The organism is Burkholderia sp. AU28863, assembly GCF_002223195.1.
Lineage (GTDB): Bacteria > Pseudomonadota > Gammaproteobacteria > Burkholderiales > Burkholderiaceae > Burkholderia > Burkholderia sola.
Genome location: NZ_NKFE01000006.1, coordinates 552,949 through 568,470, shown reverse-complemented (window position 1 = coordinate 568,470; position 15,522 = coordinate 552,949). Strand labels below are relative to the sequence as shown.

General features: G+C 62.6%; 11 protein-coding genes and 1 pseudogene. 2 read left to right on the top strand and 10 right to left on the bottom strand.

Annotation, left to right across the window (positions count from 1 at the left end; all coding sequences use genetic code 11):
• Positions 1-87 precede the first annotated feature (87 nt).
• Together CFB81_RS29200 and CFB81_RS29195 are read left to right on the top strand one after the other, a co-directional pair.
• Entirely contained in the window at positions 88-1,113 is a 1,026-nt protein-coding gene (locus CFB81_RS29200) for a fatty acid desaturase (RefSeq protein WP_089437461.1), read from the top strand.
• Positions 1,114-1,288: 175 nt separating this feature from the next.
• Complete coding sequence (locus tag CFB81_RS29195) at positions 1,289-2,497, top strand: benzoate/H(+) symporter BenE family transporter (protein WP_089437460.1); 1,209 nt, start codon at positions 1,289-1,291, stop codon at positions 2,495-2,497.
• 148 nt (positions 2,498-2,645) lie between these two features.
• On the opposite strand, the gene tssJ is transcribed toward CFB81_RS29195, so the two are convergent.
• The 10 genes and pseudogenes from tssJ to CFB81_RS29145 all read right to left on the bottom strand — a co-directional run bounded on the left by tssJ (position 2,646) and on the right by CFB81_RS29145 (position 15,522).
• Positions 2,646-3,173, bottom strand: a complete 528-nt coding sequence (gene tssJ, locus CFB81_RS29190; RefSeq protein WP_256976373.1) for a type VI secretion system lipoprotein TssJ — start codon at positions 3,171-3,173, stop codon at positions 2,646-2,648.
• Between the two features lie 131 nt (positions 3,174-3,304).
• Positions 3,305-4,414, bottom strand: coding sequence for a type VI secretion system baseplate subunit TssG (gene tssG, locus CFB81_RS29185; protein ID WP_256976362.1), 1,110 nt, complete (start codon positions 4,412-4,414; stop codon positions 3,305-3,307).
• Positions 4,411-6,225 (bottom strand): type VI secretion system baseplate subunit TssF, encoded by a 1,815-nt coding sequence (tssF, locus tag CFB81_RS29180; protein ID WP_089437458.1) that lies wholly within the window; start codon positions 6,223-6,225, stop codon positions 4,411-4,413. The genes tssG and tssF overlap by 4 nt, the downstream gene beginning before the upstream one ends.
• A 9-nt stretch (positions 6,226-6,234) precedes the next feature.
• Complete coding sequence (gene tssA, locus CFB81_RS29175; RefSeq protein ID WP_089437457.1) at positions 6,235-7,815, bottom strand: type VI secretion system protein TssA; 1,581 nt, start codon at positions 7,813-7,815, stop codon at positions 6,235-6,237.
• Positions 7,816-7,823: 8 nt separating this feature from the next.
• Complete coding sequence (locus tag CFB81_RS29170) at positions 7,824-11,603, bottom strand: ImcF-related family protein (RefSeq protein WP_256976361.1); 3,780 nt, start codon at positions 11,601-11,603, stop codon at positions 7,824-7,826.
• Complete coding sequence (locus CFB81_RS29165) at positions 11,600-12,844, bottom strand: hypothetical protein (RefSeq protein WP_143328646.1); 1,245 nt, start codon at positions 12,842-12,844, stop codon at positions 11,600-11,602. Before CFB81_RS29165 ends, CFB81_RS29170 begins: the two co-directional genes overlap by 4 nt.
• Positions 12,845-12,854: 10 nt before the next feature.
• Positions 12,855-13,106: a PAAR domain-containing protein gene (locus tag CFB81_RS29160; protein ID WP_089437455.1), complete on the bottom strand. Its 252-nt coding sequence runs from the start codon at positions 13,104-13,106 to the stop codon at positions 12,855-12,857.
• A gap of 127 nt (positions 13,107-13,233) precedes the next feature.
• The gene (locus CFB81_RS29155) at positions 13,234-13,989 is read right to left on the bottom strand and encodes a putative type VI secretion system effector (protein WP_089437454.1); all 756 of its coding nucleotides are present in this window, start codon (positions 13,987-13,989) and stop codon (positions 13,234-13,236) included.
• Positions 13,986-14,752, bottom strand: a pseudogene (locus CFB81_RS29150) (putative type VI secretion system effector). The gene CFB81_RS29155 and the pseudogene CFB81_RS29150 overlap by 4 nt, the downstream one beginning before the upstream one ends.
• On the bottom strand, positions 14,749-15,522 hold the full coding sequence (locus CFB81_RS29145) for a putative type VI secretion system effector (RefSeq protein ID WP_089437453.1): 774 nt from the start codon (positions 15,520-15,522) through the stop codon (positions 14,749-14,751). The pseudogene CFB81_RS29150 and the gene CFB81_RS29145 overlap by 4 nt, the downstream one beginning before the upstream one ends.

Sequence of the window (15,522 nt, the reverse complement as noted above, 5' to 3'; positions counted from 1 at the left end):
ATCCGCGAGACACCAGCGCACCCGGGCCGAGCGCCCCGGTTCCATCGCTCGTTCCCCGCACCGCCCGATCCATCCTGCCTCAACGCCATGGCCGAATACTTCGACGTCGATCACGCGCGCGCGATCGCCGCGCTCGACGCCCGTTTCACCGCCCGCACCGAGTGGCCGACCTGGCTGCTCGTCGTCGTCATCTACGGCGGCTGGCTCGCCGTGTTGCTGCTCGTGCGCGCCGGGCACCTGTCTCTCGCCGCCGCGACACCGCCGCTGATCCTGCTCGGCGCGTGGCACCTGTCGCTGCAACACGAACTGCTGCACGGCCATCCGACGCGTTCCGCCTTCGTGAACAAGCTGCTCGCCTATCCGCCGCTGACGGTCTGGTATCCGTACACGCTGTATCGCGACACGCACCTCGAGCATCACCGCGACGAAGACCTGACCGTGCCGGGCATCGATCCCGAAACGAACTATGTGACACGTGAACGCTGGGCGCGGCTGCCGCGCTGGCGCCGGGCGCTGACGGTCGCGCGCAAGACTTTCATCGGGCGCATCGTCGTCGGGCCGCCGCTCGCGATCGCCGCGACGTTCCGCGACGCATTCGCCGCGTTCCTGCGCGGCGATTTCCATTACCTGCCGATGTGGGCGACTCACGTTGCCTGCGTGGCCGTGCTGCTCGCGTGGCTGCAATCGGCGATCGGCGTGCCGTGGTGGTACTACCTGCTGGCCGTCACGTGGCCCGCGCTGTCGCTCGCGATGATCCGCTCGCTGTATGAACATCGCGCCGCGCCGCATCCGAAGGCGCGCATCACGATCAACGAAGCCGGCTTCGCGATGCGGCTGCTGTACCTGAACAACAACTATCACCTCGTCCATCACGACCTGCCGAAGCTGCCGTGGTACGACCTGCCGCGCGCATACCGGATGCGTCGCGACGCGTATGCGCAGAAATGCGGCGGCTTCGTGATCCGTGGCGGGTATCGTGCGCTGCTCGCGCGCCATGCGTGGACGCCGACCGATCCGCCCGTGCATCCGTTCGACGAAGGCACGGCATCGCTGTCGACGGGCAGCGGGATCAAGGTGGCGGTCGTCGACAGGGTGTTGCAGATCAGTACGTGACGTCAGAAGTTTCCGCGTTTCGGCACCGATCCTTACGAAAAGCCGACAGTACCGATCGCCGCCTGCGAATTGCCAATTGCGTCGGCAATGCGCAGAATGGCGGCTCATCCGGGGCTTCCAACAATCATTCGCCCCGGCTCTGCCGCACGGCCGCGCGCCGCCTTCCCCGACGACGATGCAACCCAACACCCCTTCCGGCGCGATTCGCACGCTCGGCAACGACTGGTCCGTTTCCGCGATCACCGCAGGTTTTCTCGCGGTCCTGATTTCCTACGCAGGTCCACTCGCGATCTTCTTCCAGGCGTCGCAGGCCGCGCATGCGTCCAACGGAATGGTGACTTCATGGGTCTGGGCGATCTCGATCGGTGCGGGCGTGTCCGGGTTGTTCGCGAGCTGGAAGCTGAAGGTGCCCGTCGTCACCGCGTGGTCGGCGCCGGGCACCGCGCTGCTCGTCGGCCTGTTCCCGCAACTGACGCTCAACCAGGCCATCGGCGCTTACATCACGGCCGCACTGATCATCCTGGCGATCGGCGTGTCCGGCTATTTCGACCGGCTCGTGCGCCACATCCCGCGCGGCATCGCGTGCGGCATGATGGCCGGCATCCTGCTGCCGTTCGGCATGCATGCGTTCTCGGCGGCGACCGCGCAGCCGGTACTCGGTTTCGGGATGATCGCGGCGTATGTGATCTTCAAGCAGCTGCTGCCGCGTTACAGCATCGTGCTCGTGCTGCTGACGGGCACCGCGCTCGCGACGCTGCTCGGGATCACGCATCTGGGCAACGTGTCGCCGAGCCTCGCGCGGCCGCTCTTCATCGCCCCCGAATGGACGCTCGGCACGACGCTCAGCCTCGCGCTGCCGCTCGTCGTCGTCAGCCTCACCGGGCAGTTCCTCCCGGGGATGACGATCCTGCGCGTGTCCGGCTATCACACGCCGGCGCGGCCGATCATCACCGCGACGAGCGTGATGTCGCTCGTCGTCGCATGCTTCGGCGGGATCACGATCGTCGTCGCGGCGATCACCGCGGCGCTGTGCACCGGCAAGGATGCGCACGAGGATCCGGCGCGGCGGTATGTCGCCGGGCTCGCGAACGGCGCGTTCTACCTGATCGGCGGGCTCTTCGCGGGCACGATCGTCACGCTGTTCTTCGCGCTGCCGAAGGCGTTCGTCACGATTCTGGCGGGGCTCGCACTGATCGGTGCGATCGGCGCGAACGTGCACGGGATCTTCGAGGATGAGAACCATCGCGACGCGTCGATGATCACGTTCCTCGCGACCGCGTCGGGGATGACGTGGCTCGGGCTCGGGTCGGCGTTCTGGGGGATCGTGATCGGGTCGGTGGCGTATGCGGTGCAGAGCCGGATGCGGGGGCATCAGAAGGACTGAGCCCGCGCATGACATCGCCCTCGAGCACTCGATGCAATGCGTTCCGGGCCCGGGTTCGTCGGCTCTCGCGATTCGGTTCATCGAGTGCGCGGGTCAGGTCATGTCCTTTGCATTTCAAGGATCGTCAAGACACCGGGCCAGTCAGGCACTACCTCGATGTGTTGCGAATCGCGCCGCTGGCCAACAGAAGCTGATCGACAAGCTCGAGTTTCAACGGCTTGTCCGCGTCGAGCTTCTTCTTTTCGATCACGTACTTCCAGCCGTCGCCATTGCCCGGGCTGCGATAGAACGCCACGACCGCGACGTATTTCGTATCGGCCTGCATCGGCTGCGTAAGGCTTGCCGACGCCCCCGGATTCAACACCGCGGCAAGGTTGGCCTGCAGGTCCTGCGCAAGCACCGTCCGGTCATTCTTCAGCAGATCCTCGTAGGACGCACCATCGAACATCTTGCGATCCTTCAACTGATACACGCGCACCGCGACCGACGTTGCGCGGCCGGCGTCATCAGGATTCAATGCCTCCCGAGCGGACAGATCGACGTTGAGCACCTTGACCTGCTTGAAGAACACCGCGTGATACGCGCTCGACGAGACGTCCGAGACGGACTGCCAGGCGCCGCATGCGGACAGCAGCAAGGAGGACGAGAAGATTGAAACCGCAAAACGAATGGACATTGGTTTGCCTCGGCAATGCATGGTGTAGGTCATGCGCGTATTGGTGTCAGCTGTTGTCGGCCGGACGCAATAGCAGAAAAATGAATGCAGCAACTGAACCGACAAATCTGAAGGCCATGCGTCGTTCCTGGTCAAGCATGCGATGCGGAAAGGTGTGGATTCGGATCCGGTGTGGGAAAAGCCTCGTAAACACCGAGCGCAATATTGACGATACGTTCCTCGTCAGCGGGCAGCACGGTCGTCCAGCCGAGCCGAGGCACCGGCCCGGTATTTCCCTGACCGATCGCCGGTTCCGGCGTGTATCGCGACGACACCTCCATACGCAGGTGTACGTCCGCCTTGACACCGACATATAACTGCACAAAGGCCATCAAATCGCGATGCAGCCCTGCACCCGGCAATAGGTCCTGCGCCTGCCGAGCGTCGGCCGGCCGCAACGTCACCCGTACCGCCCGGCTTCGATACGCCATCCGCTTTCCCAATACGTAGCCTCCGCCCAACCCGTTACGTTGACTGGTCCCCGACTTCCCGACCGCAGACCCGGCACCGTTAAGCGGCCGCGGCCGCCCCGTCGACGTCACGACCGGCCAGAACTCGTCGACCCGAACCTCGACTCGCGGAATAGCCAGCGCAACGACGCCCGCCAGCCCCTCCGGCGTGCGAGTGCGCTGGATCAGGAGCCCCAGCAACGCCAGCATCCGCGAATCGGGCAGGCCGGCGCGCTTCGGCTTGTCACCCCAGCCGAACCCGGCCAGACACAACAGGTTGCGCGAATGCGCATCGATGCCGCCAGGCCTGAAGTGCTCGGGATAGCGATACTTTCGCCAGGCGCGATACAGCAACGTGACATACCGATGATTGAACTGGTCGAGAAACGCCTCGACCGCCTCGTGCCCTTCCTCGCGCAGCACGATCTCGTCGACCATGTGCGACGGCATCGCCGCATCGACGCCGTACAGCCCCATGAAGGTCGTGCGCACGATCGGCGGTAAGCCAGGCCGGAACGTGTCCGGTCCATCGTCAAATTCGACTGATGCAACTTCGCTCGCAGGAAAACCCATCCGCGGTCGCGGCCGGAAGCGAACCGGTTCATGCTCGAGCGCGTCGCGTGTACCGAACCCGGGCTGATCGGGAAAGCGCACCTCGAGCAACCGGCACAGCTGCATGAAGTTCATTCGCGGTGCACGCGCCAGCAGCGACGCGACAAGCGGGTCAAGATTCGGCATGTCGTGCAGCTTCATAGCGGAGCCCGCTCGGCCTTGCTCCGCGGCCATTCGATGCGTGCCTGAGACGGCAGGCTGACGATCGCGAGCTTCGTGAACAGGTTGATGTCCGCGTAGAGCGCGAAGAACCGATGCAGCAGTTCGCCGAACAGCATCACGTCACCGTCCCCGGCGAACGCATGGCTGTCGAGCGTGATCTCGATCAGCACGCCGCGCTCGACCGAGCCGCCCGACACCTCCTCGATCAGTGCCTGTGACACCCACAGGATGCCCGCGAGCCGTCGACGGTTCAGCTCGTCATCCGTCCAGTCGTAGAGCGCGAGCGCCCCGCGCAGCACTTCCGCGTTCATCATCGACAGGAAGTTCGGCGCCAGGTGCGACAGCACACGCCACTGGAACCGGTCTTCCGTCGGCGGATACAGCGGCAGCGTCGGCGAGACGAGATTGCGCACCCCGGTGACGTTCTGCGAACTGGTCGCGAGTTCGTCGAGACTGGCTTCCCGCAGCCCCTTGCGCGGCAGCAGCCCGTTCGTGCCCGTCACGCGCAACGACAGGCTTTCCTCGGGCAGCGCCTCCCTGGTTTCCCATGCATGACCACCGAGCACCACCCACGTTTCGTGCAACCCCGCCGCGCCCGAGCGCACGCGCGAATGGAAATACCGCTCCGGCGCCTCGTGGCGCAGCATGCCGCCACGATGACGAAACGTCGCAAACGGCACGTATTCATACCGCTCGGCCGTTTCGTGGTCGAATGCCTCGATCGCGTCGACGGAATACGTTTCGACATGTTCGCCCTGATGGCCCGCCGGCACCACGCGATATTCGGTTTCGTGATGGTCGATTTCGATCGGCTCGGCATCCAGCTCGAACAGGTTGATCACCGGCGAGCAGAATAACCGCACGTTTTCCGCGCTGAAGCGCTGGTCCGACGGATAGGCCTGCGTCAGCACGATCTCCAGCTCGAACCGGGTGGTACGGTCGGGCAGCTTCGTGACATCCAGTCCGCAAAGATCCACAAACAGGAATTTCTCGCGGAACGTGAAGTATTCGAGCAGCAACTGATAGCCGGAGAAAGCCGCGTCGGCCTTCGGCCACAGTCGCTCCTCGACCGAGAAGCCGGCCGGCTCGATCGTGACGCCGGCGAGCGGCATCGCCTCGCCATCGCGGATCTCCGGAATGCGCAACTGAATCGTGTCGACCTGGCGCGTGAGCGCAAGGTGCATCGCGAACGCCGTCGGCAGATCCGCATTCAGGTACAGGCGCAGCCGGGACAGATCCGTTTCCATCCGGCGTGCCGACCCGCCCAGCGCGAAGCCGAGCCGGATGACCGAGCGGCCGTCGTGCCGCACGGTCGGCGCGGCATGCGTTATCGTGACCGGTTGCAGCGTGACCGCTTGCGTGGTCCTGTAAATGCATTGCACGGCCTTCGGTGACAAACCTTCCGCGCCAGCGGGCGGCGGTACGGCGATCGGCGCGGAGCGTATCGACGCGCCCGCCGGCACGACTTCGGTCTTCTGAAGCTTTTCCGACAGCGGAACGAGTTCCACGACCGACAACGACGGGATCATGCGCAAGTAGTGCGGCCACAGCAGGGTGACCAGCCCTTCCGTCAGCTCCGGCAACTCGTCGTCGAGCTTCTGCCGAAGGCGCCCGGTCAGGAATGCGAAACCCTCGAACAGCCGCTCGACGTACGGATCGCGATCGCCGACACGGTCGAGGTTGAGCAGCCGCGCGCGATCAGGATGCGCCTTCGCGAATTCCTTGCCGGCCTCGCGCAAATAGCGCATTTCCGCTTCGTAGTAGCGCAGGATGGGATCGTCGTTTGCCATGAATTCTCGTTACGAAAGAGTCAGCGCTCGAGCCGGGTCGAGCACGGTAAGTTCCGCCTGCAGCTCGCCGATGCGGCGCGCGAGCGTCGGTTTGTCGGCGTCCTTGCGGTTGCTCGTCGCTTTCAACACGCGCACGAGTTGCTGCTTGACCTCGAACGCCAGCGCAGGCTCCCAGCGCATCACCGGCAGCGAGCGTGACGACGTGTCGAGTTCGACCAGCAATGCAAGGGCCGTATCCGGTCTACCGGCATGATCGGCCACGCGCGCCATCACGAGCCGCTGCAGGAAACGGTGACGCTCGGTCTTCATGCCGGGCAGCGCATCGAGCCATGCGAACGCGGCCTCGACGCCGTCGCGCACGACCTGCTCGCGAGCCTGCGCCTCGATCTCCGGCCAGTCGCCCGCATCGCCTTCGCTATCCGCGGACACCGGCAACGGCGCAACGGTCTCGCCCGCTTCGAGGTCGCGCACCACCGCGTGGCGGGCGATCCACTCGAGCGTCGTGTCGTCGGAGAATGGCGTGCCGTCGCTGAACGCAAGCCGCTCGATGCCCGGCAATCGTTCCAGGAACAACGCAAAGTCCGCGCGCAGCACGTCGCTCCATGCGTGGTAGGGCGCGCCGACGTGATCGAGCGCGACATGCTGGAAGTACTGCAGGTCGAACCACAGGTGATTCACGCCTTCCATGAACGCCCCTTCGACGCGCTCGAGCAGTTCGTGCCACTGCTTCTGCAGCACGAGCCGCTTCAGTTGCTGGCGCAACTCGGCGCGTGGCGGCGTCAGACGCGTGTGCGACACGGCATCCGACGGCGGCACGTCGTGCAAGGTGTCCCACCGCACGCTGCGCGCGATACGCACCGACGGCAAATAGCCGTTTTCCTGATCGCGCAGCCATGCCGACATCGCGCGGGCATGATCGAGCAGGTCGCGCGCCGATGCGATCGATCCGCTCGATACGCTTGCTGAGGCGGACGTCTGCGGCATCGCCATGTCCGGGCTCACGTTGCGAACCGGTTCGTCCTTGTTCCCGAAGCGGGCAACCAGCGGATGCAGGTTCGGACGGGCGGCGTCGGACCACGTACCGGTGCGGGTGACGAGTACCTCGAGCGCTGCAATCGCGCGCTCGCGATCCGCGGGGCCGAAGTCACCGCGGCTGTCCAGCGTTTCGATCATTCGCGCGGTCGACAGCATTTCCAGCGCCGCCCGCTTTGCCTCGGCGCGCGCGGGCAGCAAGGTCTCGCCGAACCGGTCGACCAGCGACGCGGCCAGCTCGAGTCCGTCGGCGAACCCGGTGGGACCATCCTGACGCAGCCGCGCAAATGCGTAGTAACCGACCAGACGCAGATCCTTTCCGGTTTCCTTGAGAAGCTGTTCGCATGCTCGGGTAATCAGGCCGTCGTCGATTCCGGACAGCTTGGTCGCTTCGTCCTTCAGTTCGAAGAATGCATCCTCGTAACCGGGATCGCGGCCATGCGCGTGCTCCCCCGGTATCGGGACAAGCCATGCCGCCCAGGTATTCCGGCGCGCTTCATGCAGCGAATCGAGGCGTGGACCGCCGACGAGTGTCTTTACGAAATTGGCTAGCGTCATCGCAAGTCTCAAAACGCAAATGCGTCGCCCAACAACTGGAGGGCGTGTCCGAATGGTTTGGAGGAAGCGTCGGCGGACATCGACGTTGTCGCCAGAGACGACACCGTCATCCCCGGATCGGCCGTGGGCGACTTCATGCCGGACGTAGCCGGTTGCGCGTTCGCTCGCGCCGATTCCGCCGCGGCAGTTCGACGAGGCGCCGGCGTCGCCGGTATCGGCTCATCCTGCAACGACATCGCCACCGGAAGTCCCGGCGGCAACGGTACGGCAGCATGCTTTGCCGCGGCGATTGCCGCAGCCGGCAACGGCGGCGGACTGGCTGTCGACAGCTTTGGCCCGGTACCCGCCGCCCCGGTCACGAAAATCCGTGCCGGCAGCGCGAAGTTGCGCAACTGGAGTACGTCGAGCGGCCCGGCGCCCGCTTCGGCGCGCAATTGCACCTTCAGCGGAATGCCCCGGCTCGTGTCTGGCATCCAGCTCAGCAAGTAACGCGCGTTGTCCTGCTGTGCGACCTTCGCACGCTCCAGCAACCGGATCAGGCCGAAGCGCCCCTGCGAGTCGAGCGCCGTGCGCAATCCACCCTGCTCGGTCTGCCATTCGATATGCGACAGGTTCTCAAGCGACTGGCCCGGCCACTCGAACGGCACCCATTCCTGCTTCTGGTTGAAGTAGCGCAGTTCGCGCCCGGACAGCACGAAGTTCATGCCGGTGACGCCTGGCGTCGGTACGGCCTGCAGTTCGTACCGTACGCGCGCGTCTCCGGACGGGAACAACACGGTCGAAATCCGCGTGAGCTTGTTCAGACCGCTCAGGAAGACCGGATCGATCGTGAGCGCGCCCTGATCGGCGCCTTGCGCGACGACCCACCGATCGCCCTGCCGCTCGATCACGCCGGCGAGCTGCGTGGCGACGAACTGTGCGATCACGCCGTTGTCGGGCCGCATGAAGCGCGCCATCTCGGGCAGCGACGCGTCGTTGTCGGCGTCCGAGAACGGATATCGGCCGCCGAACGACTTGTTCCAGTCGGCCAGGATCGCCGTCCGCCAGATTTCGTTCAGGCTCGATGCGGCCGGCTGCACGACGACCTGCCACGCCTGATCGAACGGCGCGCGAAACAGCGCGCCGAAGCCGGCCCACTGCTCGCCCAGGCTTGCAGCCACACGGCTCGCGTAGTCGCGGCTGTCCGAGATATCGGACGTCTTGCCCTGCAGGACCGATTGAGCGGCCAGCCGCGCGATCGCGTCCGGATCGGCGCCGGAGACGATCTGCGATGCCTTCAGGCGCATCGCGGTGACCCGCTCGAGGTAGCGAGCGAGACTGAGGTCGCCGGTCGCGGCCAGTTGCGTGGCGGCCTTGCCGTTGGCAGGCGCGCCGAATGCCAGATCGCTGCCGGTCAGGCGCAGGATCGGGCCGAAGGCCGAGGCAAGCGGCGCGAGCGGCGGTTGAGCCTGCTTCGACGGATCCTTTTCGTCAGCGCCGACCAGTTGTTGCGCCTTGTTGATCAGGCTCTCGGAGAGCGACTGGGCGCTCGCACCCGCGCCCGCCTGGTAGACGATCGCGTTCATCAGCGCGACGAGCGGCGAACGTTGCGAGTCGCCCAGCAGCGTCAATTGGTCGGCCGTGGCTGACAGCGTTGGCGCGGATTGCCAGCGCAAGCTGTTGAGGAACACTGCCCATGCGCGCGCGTAGTCGTCGAAGTAGCGTTGGCGCAATTCGGCTTTCAATGTCGGTGGAGGGTGGTTGCTGTCCTTATTGTCGGATGCGCCAACGGCGTGTCCTTCGGGCCGCAACACCCAGTCGCCAGACACGTCGCGCTTGGCGCTTGCGTCGTCGATCGCCTTCGAGATGCGCTCGTCCCATGCCGCACGCGTGAAAACACCGGGGATGGTCGCGGTCGTATTGAACAGGCCTCGGCTGGTCGTGTCGCCGAGCAGCGTCGCGAGAGAAACCGGCGGATATTTCGGCGTCGCTTCGTCGATGATCTGCTGGTAGAGCGCGTCCGTCGAATTCTGGATGCCCCGCACACCAATCACTGTCTGGCGGGCTGACGCAATCAGGTTGGCGTTCGGTGTGCTTGCGAACGCCGAAGCGTTTGATGCGGGGGCGCGGCCGAGATGATTGGCGAAGAACGCGATAGCGTGAAGACGCAGGTCCTCCCAAGCGCCCGCAGACAGAGGCGAATTGGACGGGCGCGCGGGCACGGCCGTCGCGGTAAGCTGCGGCATCAGAAAGGCAGCGACGGCGCGCTCCGGCTTCGCGAGCATCAGATAGGCCTTGAGCGTGTCATAGGCGGCCTGGGTCTGTGCGCCGCCGCCGTCAGCAATCTGAGCGTCGGACAGGGATGCGAGCTGTTGCAGGCGCGCTTCGAGCGTCTGGCGGATCGGGGCGATGAGGATGCGGTTCGCCGCGCCGGCATAGCTCGGCCACAACGCGTCGAGAAGCGCGCTGTCGCGATTCAGGCCGAATCGCGATGACCAGGGTGCGCCTTCGCGCTGATGGACTTCGAGCGTATCGATCTGTTGGCCCAACGTGTTCAGGGATTGCAACGCCTGTGTACGGTCCTGAACCGTGGAGAGATTGGCGATCGTGTCTGCGGTGCTCTGGATCGTTGCACGGTTGACGAATCCAGACAGCATCGTGCCGGCGATCCAGCAGCCGAGCAGGCCGGTTGTTAACCACGCGGCCGCGGTCGACAACGAGAAGCCTACGCGGCGGCCGTGGACCTTGCGACTGTGTTCAGCGACGGTTTGCCATATCGTGCGGTGTGGTGGGTCGACGGGCGGGTCGTCATCGTTCGCGCTGGCCGGTGCCTGCGGCGGTGCGAGTTCCCGTTCCTTGAATAGCGGTGCGAACAGAAGGCCGTGGACCGCGTGCCGCCAGATGCGTGATTGGGAGGTTTGTAGCACCAGGCCCGACAGCGCACTTCCAAGGTTCGAAATGTGCTGCGACAGCTCAGCCGGGTAGCGGTCGCCTGCATCCTTCGTGAGGCGCACGACACCGGCATCCGCAAGGTTGTCAGTCAACTCTTGCAGCGACGAGTCGATCGCATCCGAGCTGACGCGCGCGTTGGCCCAGGTGAAGCCGATCGCCTCGTCGGGACTCGACGCTTCGCTGCCGAAATCCGTCACATTGAGTAGATAGGCCGGCGCGGCCCAACGTAGCGCACGCGCGTGGCGTGCGAGCCGCTGCGACAGATTGTCGGTGTCGAATGGGGTATCGACGGAACTGCGGTTACGTGTGACTGCCACGATTGCATCGATCGGACGACGACGGCGCAGGCGGCGGATCTGGTCGAGCCATTCGGTATCGAGCGTGTCGCGGATTTGCTTGGCGCACAGTAGGACTGTACCGCCGGATATTGCATAGCCGGTTTCGATCAGACCCGGCGCGAGACGCTTCACGAGCGGTTCATCACCGGCAATCAGCACCCATCGCGCGCGATAGCGCCAGCGCCATCCATGGCGGTCGCGCAGTGCATCGCGCAAATTCGCACCTCTGCGTGCGTTGAGGGTATTCGCATTTTCCTTTTGCGGGGCTCCAACGCGAGCGGCGGGATCGCGGTCATATCGAGCGCCCAATCGTCCAGGCGCGTGGCTGGCCACGGTCCGCCATCCGCCTGCCAACTGTCCCCGTAGCGCCAGCAAGAGCACGCCGATGAACGCCACTGCAACGATCCGACGAACCGGCGACGGATCAAGGGTCGAACCGTTGAACCAGGCAATGACTGCCGCGCCGATCGTCGCGGCAAGCACGACAACCCAGTAGCCGGAGATTTTGCGTACCTTCATGCGTTTGTTTCCACTTGTTCTCCTGCTTGTGCGATGGTCTGAATGACCGCGAGTCGCAGCGCGCCTTCGCGCCAGGCAATGCATTGCGGACTGCCCGCCCGCGCACCGTGTTCAATTGCGGCGACAACCGCGAGCCACCCGGCGCATATACCGGGATGCCCAGCGGCGGCGTCGAGATCGCGCAGCCCTTCGAACCCGGTGCCCACGGTCGCGCCCAATTTCGCCGCGGATGCCGCGTCGAGCAGGGCGGATGCATCCCCGTTGTCCAGTCCTGCTTCCCACAGATCCTTCACGTCCTGCACCGCAGCATTGCCCCACAACGCCGCCTTCGAGATGACCCGAGGCAGATCATCGGCCAGCGTATCGACCGGCCGATGCAGCATCGCGGCCGCATCAAATCCGCGCCTCGCCGCGAGAGGAGCCCAGCCCAGCAGGACTGCAACCGCGGCTTCCCCGCTTCCTTCCGGCGGCGTGTCGTGGAGTTGCACCGATACGAACAACGCGAATTTTTCGAGCGAGGGCCCCCCTTTGATATCCAGCCATTCGTCGAGCGCCATGAGGCCTTGCTCCGCAGGCAGCAGCGTCGGTTCCGCACGTCGGAGCGACGACTGACGCCAGCTTTCGCGCCATTCGTCTAGCTGCACGTCACGCTCGGGCCCATCCGGAACATGTAGTCGGACGTCCAGCGGGACATCGTGCGGCAGCGCCTCGATCTTCGACTTCATCATGGCAACCAGTTCGTCAAAGCAGGCTCGATAGCGCGCCGCGAGCGTTTCACCCTGGATGGATTCGAGCGCGGTATGACGCACACCTTCAGCACCACTAGCGGCAGTCTGCGCTTCGAGCGCGGTGTCGCCGTGCACGACCTTGCTCGCCAGATCGGTGCTACCCAGTCCGCTCAGGTAAGCGCATCCCAGTACGGCCAGTGGTTCGCTTGCAAACCGGATGGCTTTCTCCGTATCCCTCGTGCGCGCGTCGGCCTCGGCCTTCAACCGCTCCAGTTCCTGTTCGTAGTAGAGGAGCCGCAATCCGAACACCAGGCCGAATACGACCGCAGGCAATACGAGCAGTCGAATCCAGAACCAGGGGGTGTTGGTGGGATCGGTCTTGGGCCACGTCAGGAGTGCGATGACGATTCCGCCCACCATGAACACCGCGAAAATTGCAATCCAGACGATCGCATTCGGTGGGCGTGGCGAGTCCGAATCAACTCCGGGCTCAAGCGGAAGAATGACTGGCATGCGATTTCGTTTAGATGAGACTGGAAATCAAGCGGCAACCGCACATCGCCCGATAGCCGTGCCGTGCAACGGGCACACCGTCGTCCGTCATCGACTCGTCGCCATCGATAATGAGGTTGGGCTTGATGTCAGGATGCTTGGGACATGACACTTCGTCGCCCTTGCGGGCAACCCAGCGACCGTCAAAGCGCATGGCCTCGGATGCGCTGACGACTTTGCCATCGTGATCGGTAGAATCGCCCAGTCGAATAAGATCGATCATAAATATTCCCCATTGCTCTTATGTATTAAAAGGCGTGCCAATGCGCAGCCTCGCGTGCAGCCTTATTGCAGAATGGCGCCTAAATCAGGCGCATCGGATAGACCAATATGGCAGAAACCATTATTCTCTATCGAGCCTGCTCACCAGAATATCGAAAATACAGCACTCCGAGCGCTTCTGGATCCCCCGGTTTCTTGCTCCTTTTTGTAATAGCTGGGAGGTCGATGGACTTGACGTTACGCCACCCGAAGCCTTCAAAAAATCCTTCCGCCAATCGAACAAATCCCATAAACTTCCTCGACACTCTGTACCCTATGAACCCATATACACCGAATGCCGCAACTCCACCAACCAGCATAAATTCAATAAACGACCTATAATCGCCATCATGCTTCACAAGCATCATAAAAATCCCAATAGTCCACATAACCGCATACAAAACACAAAAAGACATTACAATCAAACGGAATGTCGATTTATAATGTGCATACCGACCTTTGCTGCAATGAGGATGCAGCGCGACAATTCGATCACAGACACGGAATATTCCATATCCTTGCCATAATCCATCACTTTGCTCCGCCACTACTTCGACTTCGTCACCCTCGTCGAACACGGATTGCCATACCCATGCTCGCACGGCTTTCCCGTCTAAATCGAATTCCAGCAAGTCGGCTTCTTCCGTCGTGTCCATAGCCATACCGCTTAGGCCGGTCGCAATTCCACCTAGCCCAGCAAGTCCGGCTGCAATCGCAGTCGCTCCCATTTTTGCGCGGTCAGAAGTTGTGAAGAAGAAATCCTGAGTGCGCCGTGTCTTGTGTAGATTACGGATGCGACCTCTCAGCAGGCGAGTCGAGGAGGCACCTATGGCAGAAAGCTTCATTCTTTATCCTGTTGCACATCAGAATATCGAAAATACAGCACTCCGAGCGCTGCTGGATCTCCCGGCTTCTTGCTTCTTTTTGAAATAGCCGGGAGGTCGATTGACTTGACGTTGCGCCATCCGAAACCTTCAAAAATTCCCTCTGCTAATTTGACAAAACCCATGAGCTTTCGAGTGATGCGATAGGCAATGACGCCATATATCATTGACCCAGTCAAGGCACTTGCCAAAAACATCGGCAAAAGACCCAGCCAATCAAAACCCTTATCCTCCATTGAATAACCAACACCGAGGACAGTCATAAAAAAATAATAATGAGTGGCATCATGCATTTCAGATATATCCTGAATGCCGCCCGGTAGTGCGCGTAGCGCCCACGCGAGCAATGGGGGTGCAACGCGACGATCGCGTCATCTGGCCGGTATAAACCATAGCCCTGCCAGTGCGTTTCGGCCTGCTCCGCCACGACCTCAACCTCATCACCCTCGTTAAAGACTGACTGCCATACCCACGCCCGGATGGGCTTTCCGTCCAGATCGAATTCCAGCAAGTCCGCTTCTTCCGTCGTATCCATAGCCATACCACTGAGGCCTGTTGCGACGCCACCCAGACCGGCAAGCCCAGCGGCAACCGCTGTTGCGCCCATTCTGGCGCGGTCAGCAGCCGTAAAGAAGAAATCCTGAGTGCGCCGTGTCTTGTGCAGATTACGGATTCGACCTCTCAGCAGGCGAGTCGAGGACGCATCTATGGCAGAAAACTTCATTCTTTATCCGGTTGCGCATCAGAATATCGAAAATACAGCACTCCGAGCGCTGCTGGATCTCCCGGCTCCTTGCTCCTTTTTGTACTAGCCGGGAGATCGATTGACTTGACGTTGTGCCATCCGAAGCCTTCAAAAATACCTTCCGCCAATTTAACGAAACCCATTAACTTTCTGGATACACTGTATGCAATACCGCCAAATATCAACGCGCTAGCTACTGTCCCTCCCAAAAGTTCTGGAAACACATTCACCAACACCATAATTGACTTACTGCCATCCATCAAATAGCCCACACCGAAAATCATCGTCAAAGTAGCAATAAGAAGCGGGACTACACATTTCAGATATATCCTGAATGCTGCCCTGTAGTGGGCATAGCGCCCGCGCGAGCAATGGGGATGCAACGCGACGATGGCATCACCTGGCCGGTATAGACCATAGCCTTGCCAGTGCGTTTCGGCCTGCTCCGCCACGACCTCAACCTCATCGCCCTCGTTAAAGACTGACTGCCATACCCACGCCCGGATGGGCTTTCCGTCCAGATCGAATTCCAGCAAGTCCGCTTCTTCCGTCGTATCCATAGCCATACCACTGAGGCCGGTGGCGATGCCACCCAGACCGGCAAGCCCGGCGGCAATTGCCGTTGCGCCCATTCTGGCGCGGTCAGAAGATGTGAAAAAAAAGTCCTGACTGCGGCGCGTCTTTCTCAGGTTACGAATTCGACCTTTCAATAGGCGCGTCGGCGCAGATGAAATACTTTCCGTTGTCAT

What these genes read in the sequence shown, in the direction of transcription:
- tssG (WP_256976362.1), bottom strand. Translation starts at nt 4,414, where the DNA reads ATGAAGCTGCACGACATGCCGAATCTTGACCCGCTTGTCGCGTCGCTG.
- CFB81_RS29160 (WP_089437455.1), bottom strand. Translation starts at nt 13,106, where the DNA reads ATGATCGATCTTATTCGACTGGGCGATTCTACCGATCACGATGGCAAA.
- CFB81_RS29200 (WP_089437461.1), top strand. Translation starts at nt 88, where the DNA reads ATGGCCGAATACTTCGACGTCGATCACGCGCGCGCGATCGCCGCGCTC.
- CFB81_RS29165 (WP_143328646.1), bottom strand. Translation starts at nt 12,844, where the DNA reads ATGCCAGTCATTCTTCCGCTTGAGCCCGGAGTTGATTCGGACTCGCCA.
- CFB81_RS29145 (WP_089437453.1), bottom strand. Translation starts at nt 15,522, where the DNA reads ATGACAACGGAAAGTATTTCATCTGCGCCGACGCGCCTATTGAAAGGT.
- CFB81_RS29170 (WP_256976361.1), bottom strand. Translation starts at nt 11,603, where the DNA reads ATGAAGGTACGCAAAATCTCCGGCTACTGGGTTGTCGTGCTTGCCGCG.
- CFB81_RS29195 (WP_089437460.1), top strand. Translation starts at nt 1,289, where the DNA reads ATGCAACCCAACACCCCTTCCGGCGCGATTCGCACGCTCGGCAACGAC.
- CFB81_RS29155 (WP_089437454.1), bottom strand. Translation starts at nt 13,989, where the DNA reads ATGAAGCTTTCTGCCATAGGTGCCTCCTCGACTCGCCTGCTGAGAGGT.
- tssF (WP_089437458.1), bottom strand. Translation starts at nt 6,225, where the DNA reads ATGGCAAACGACGATCCCATCCTGCGCTACTACGAAGCGGAAATGCGC.
- tssA (WP_089437457.1), bottom strand. Translation starts at nt 7,815, where the DNA reads ATGACGCTAGCCAATTTCGTAAAGACACTCGTCGGCGGTCCACGCCTC.
- tssJ (WP_256976373.1), bottom strand. Translation starts at nt 3,173, where the DNA reads ATGTCCATTCGTTTTGCGGTTTCAATCTTCTCGTCCTCCTTGCTGCTG.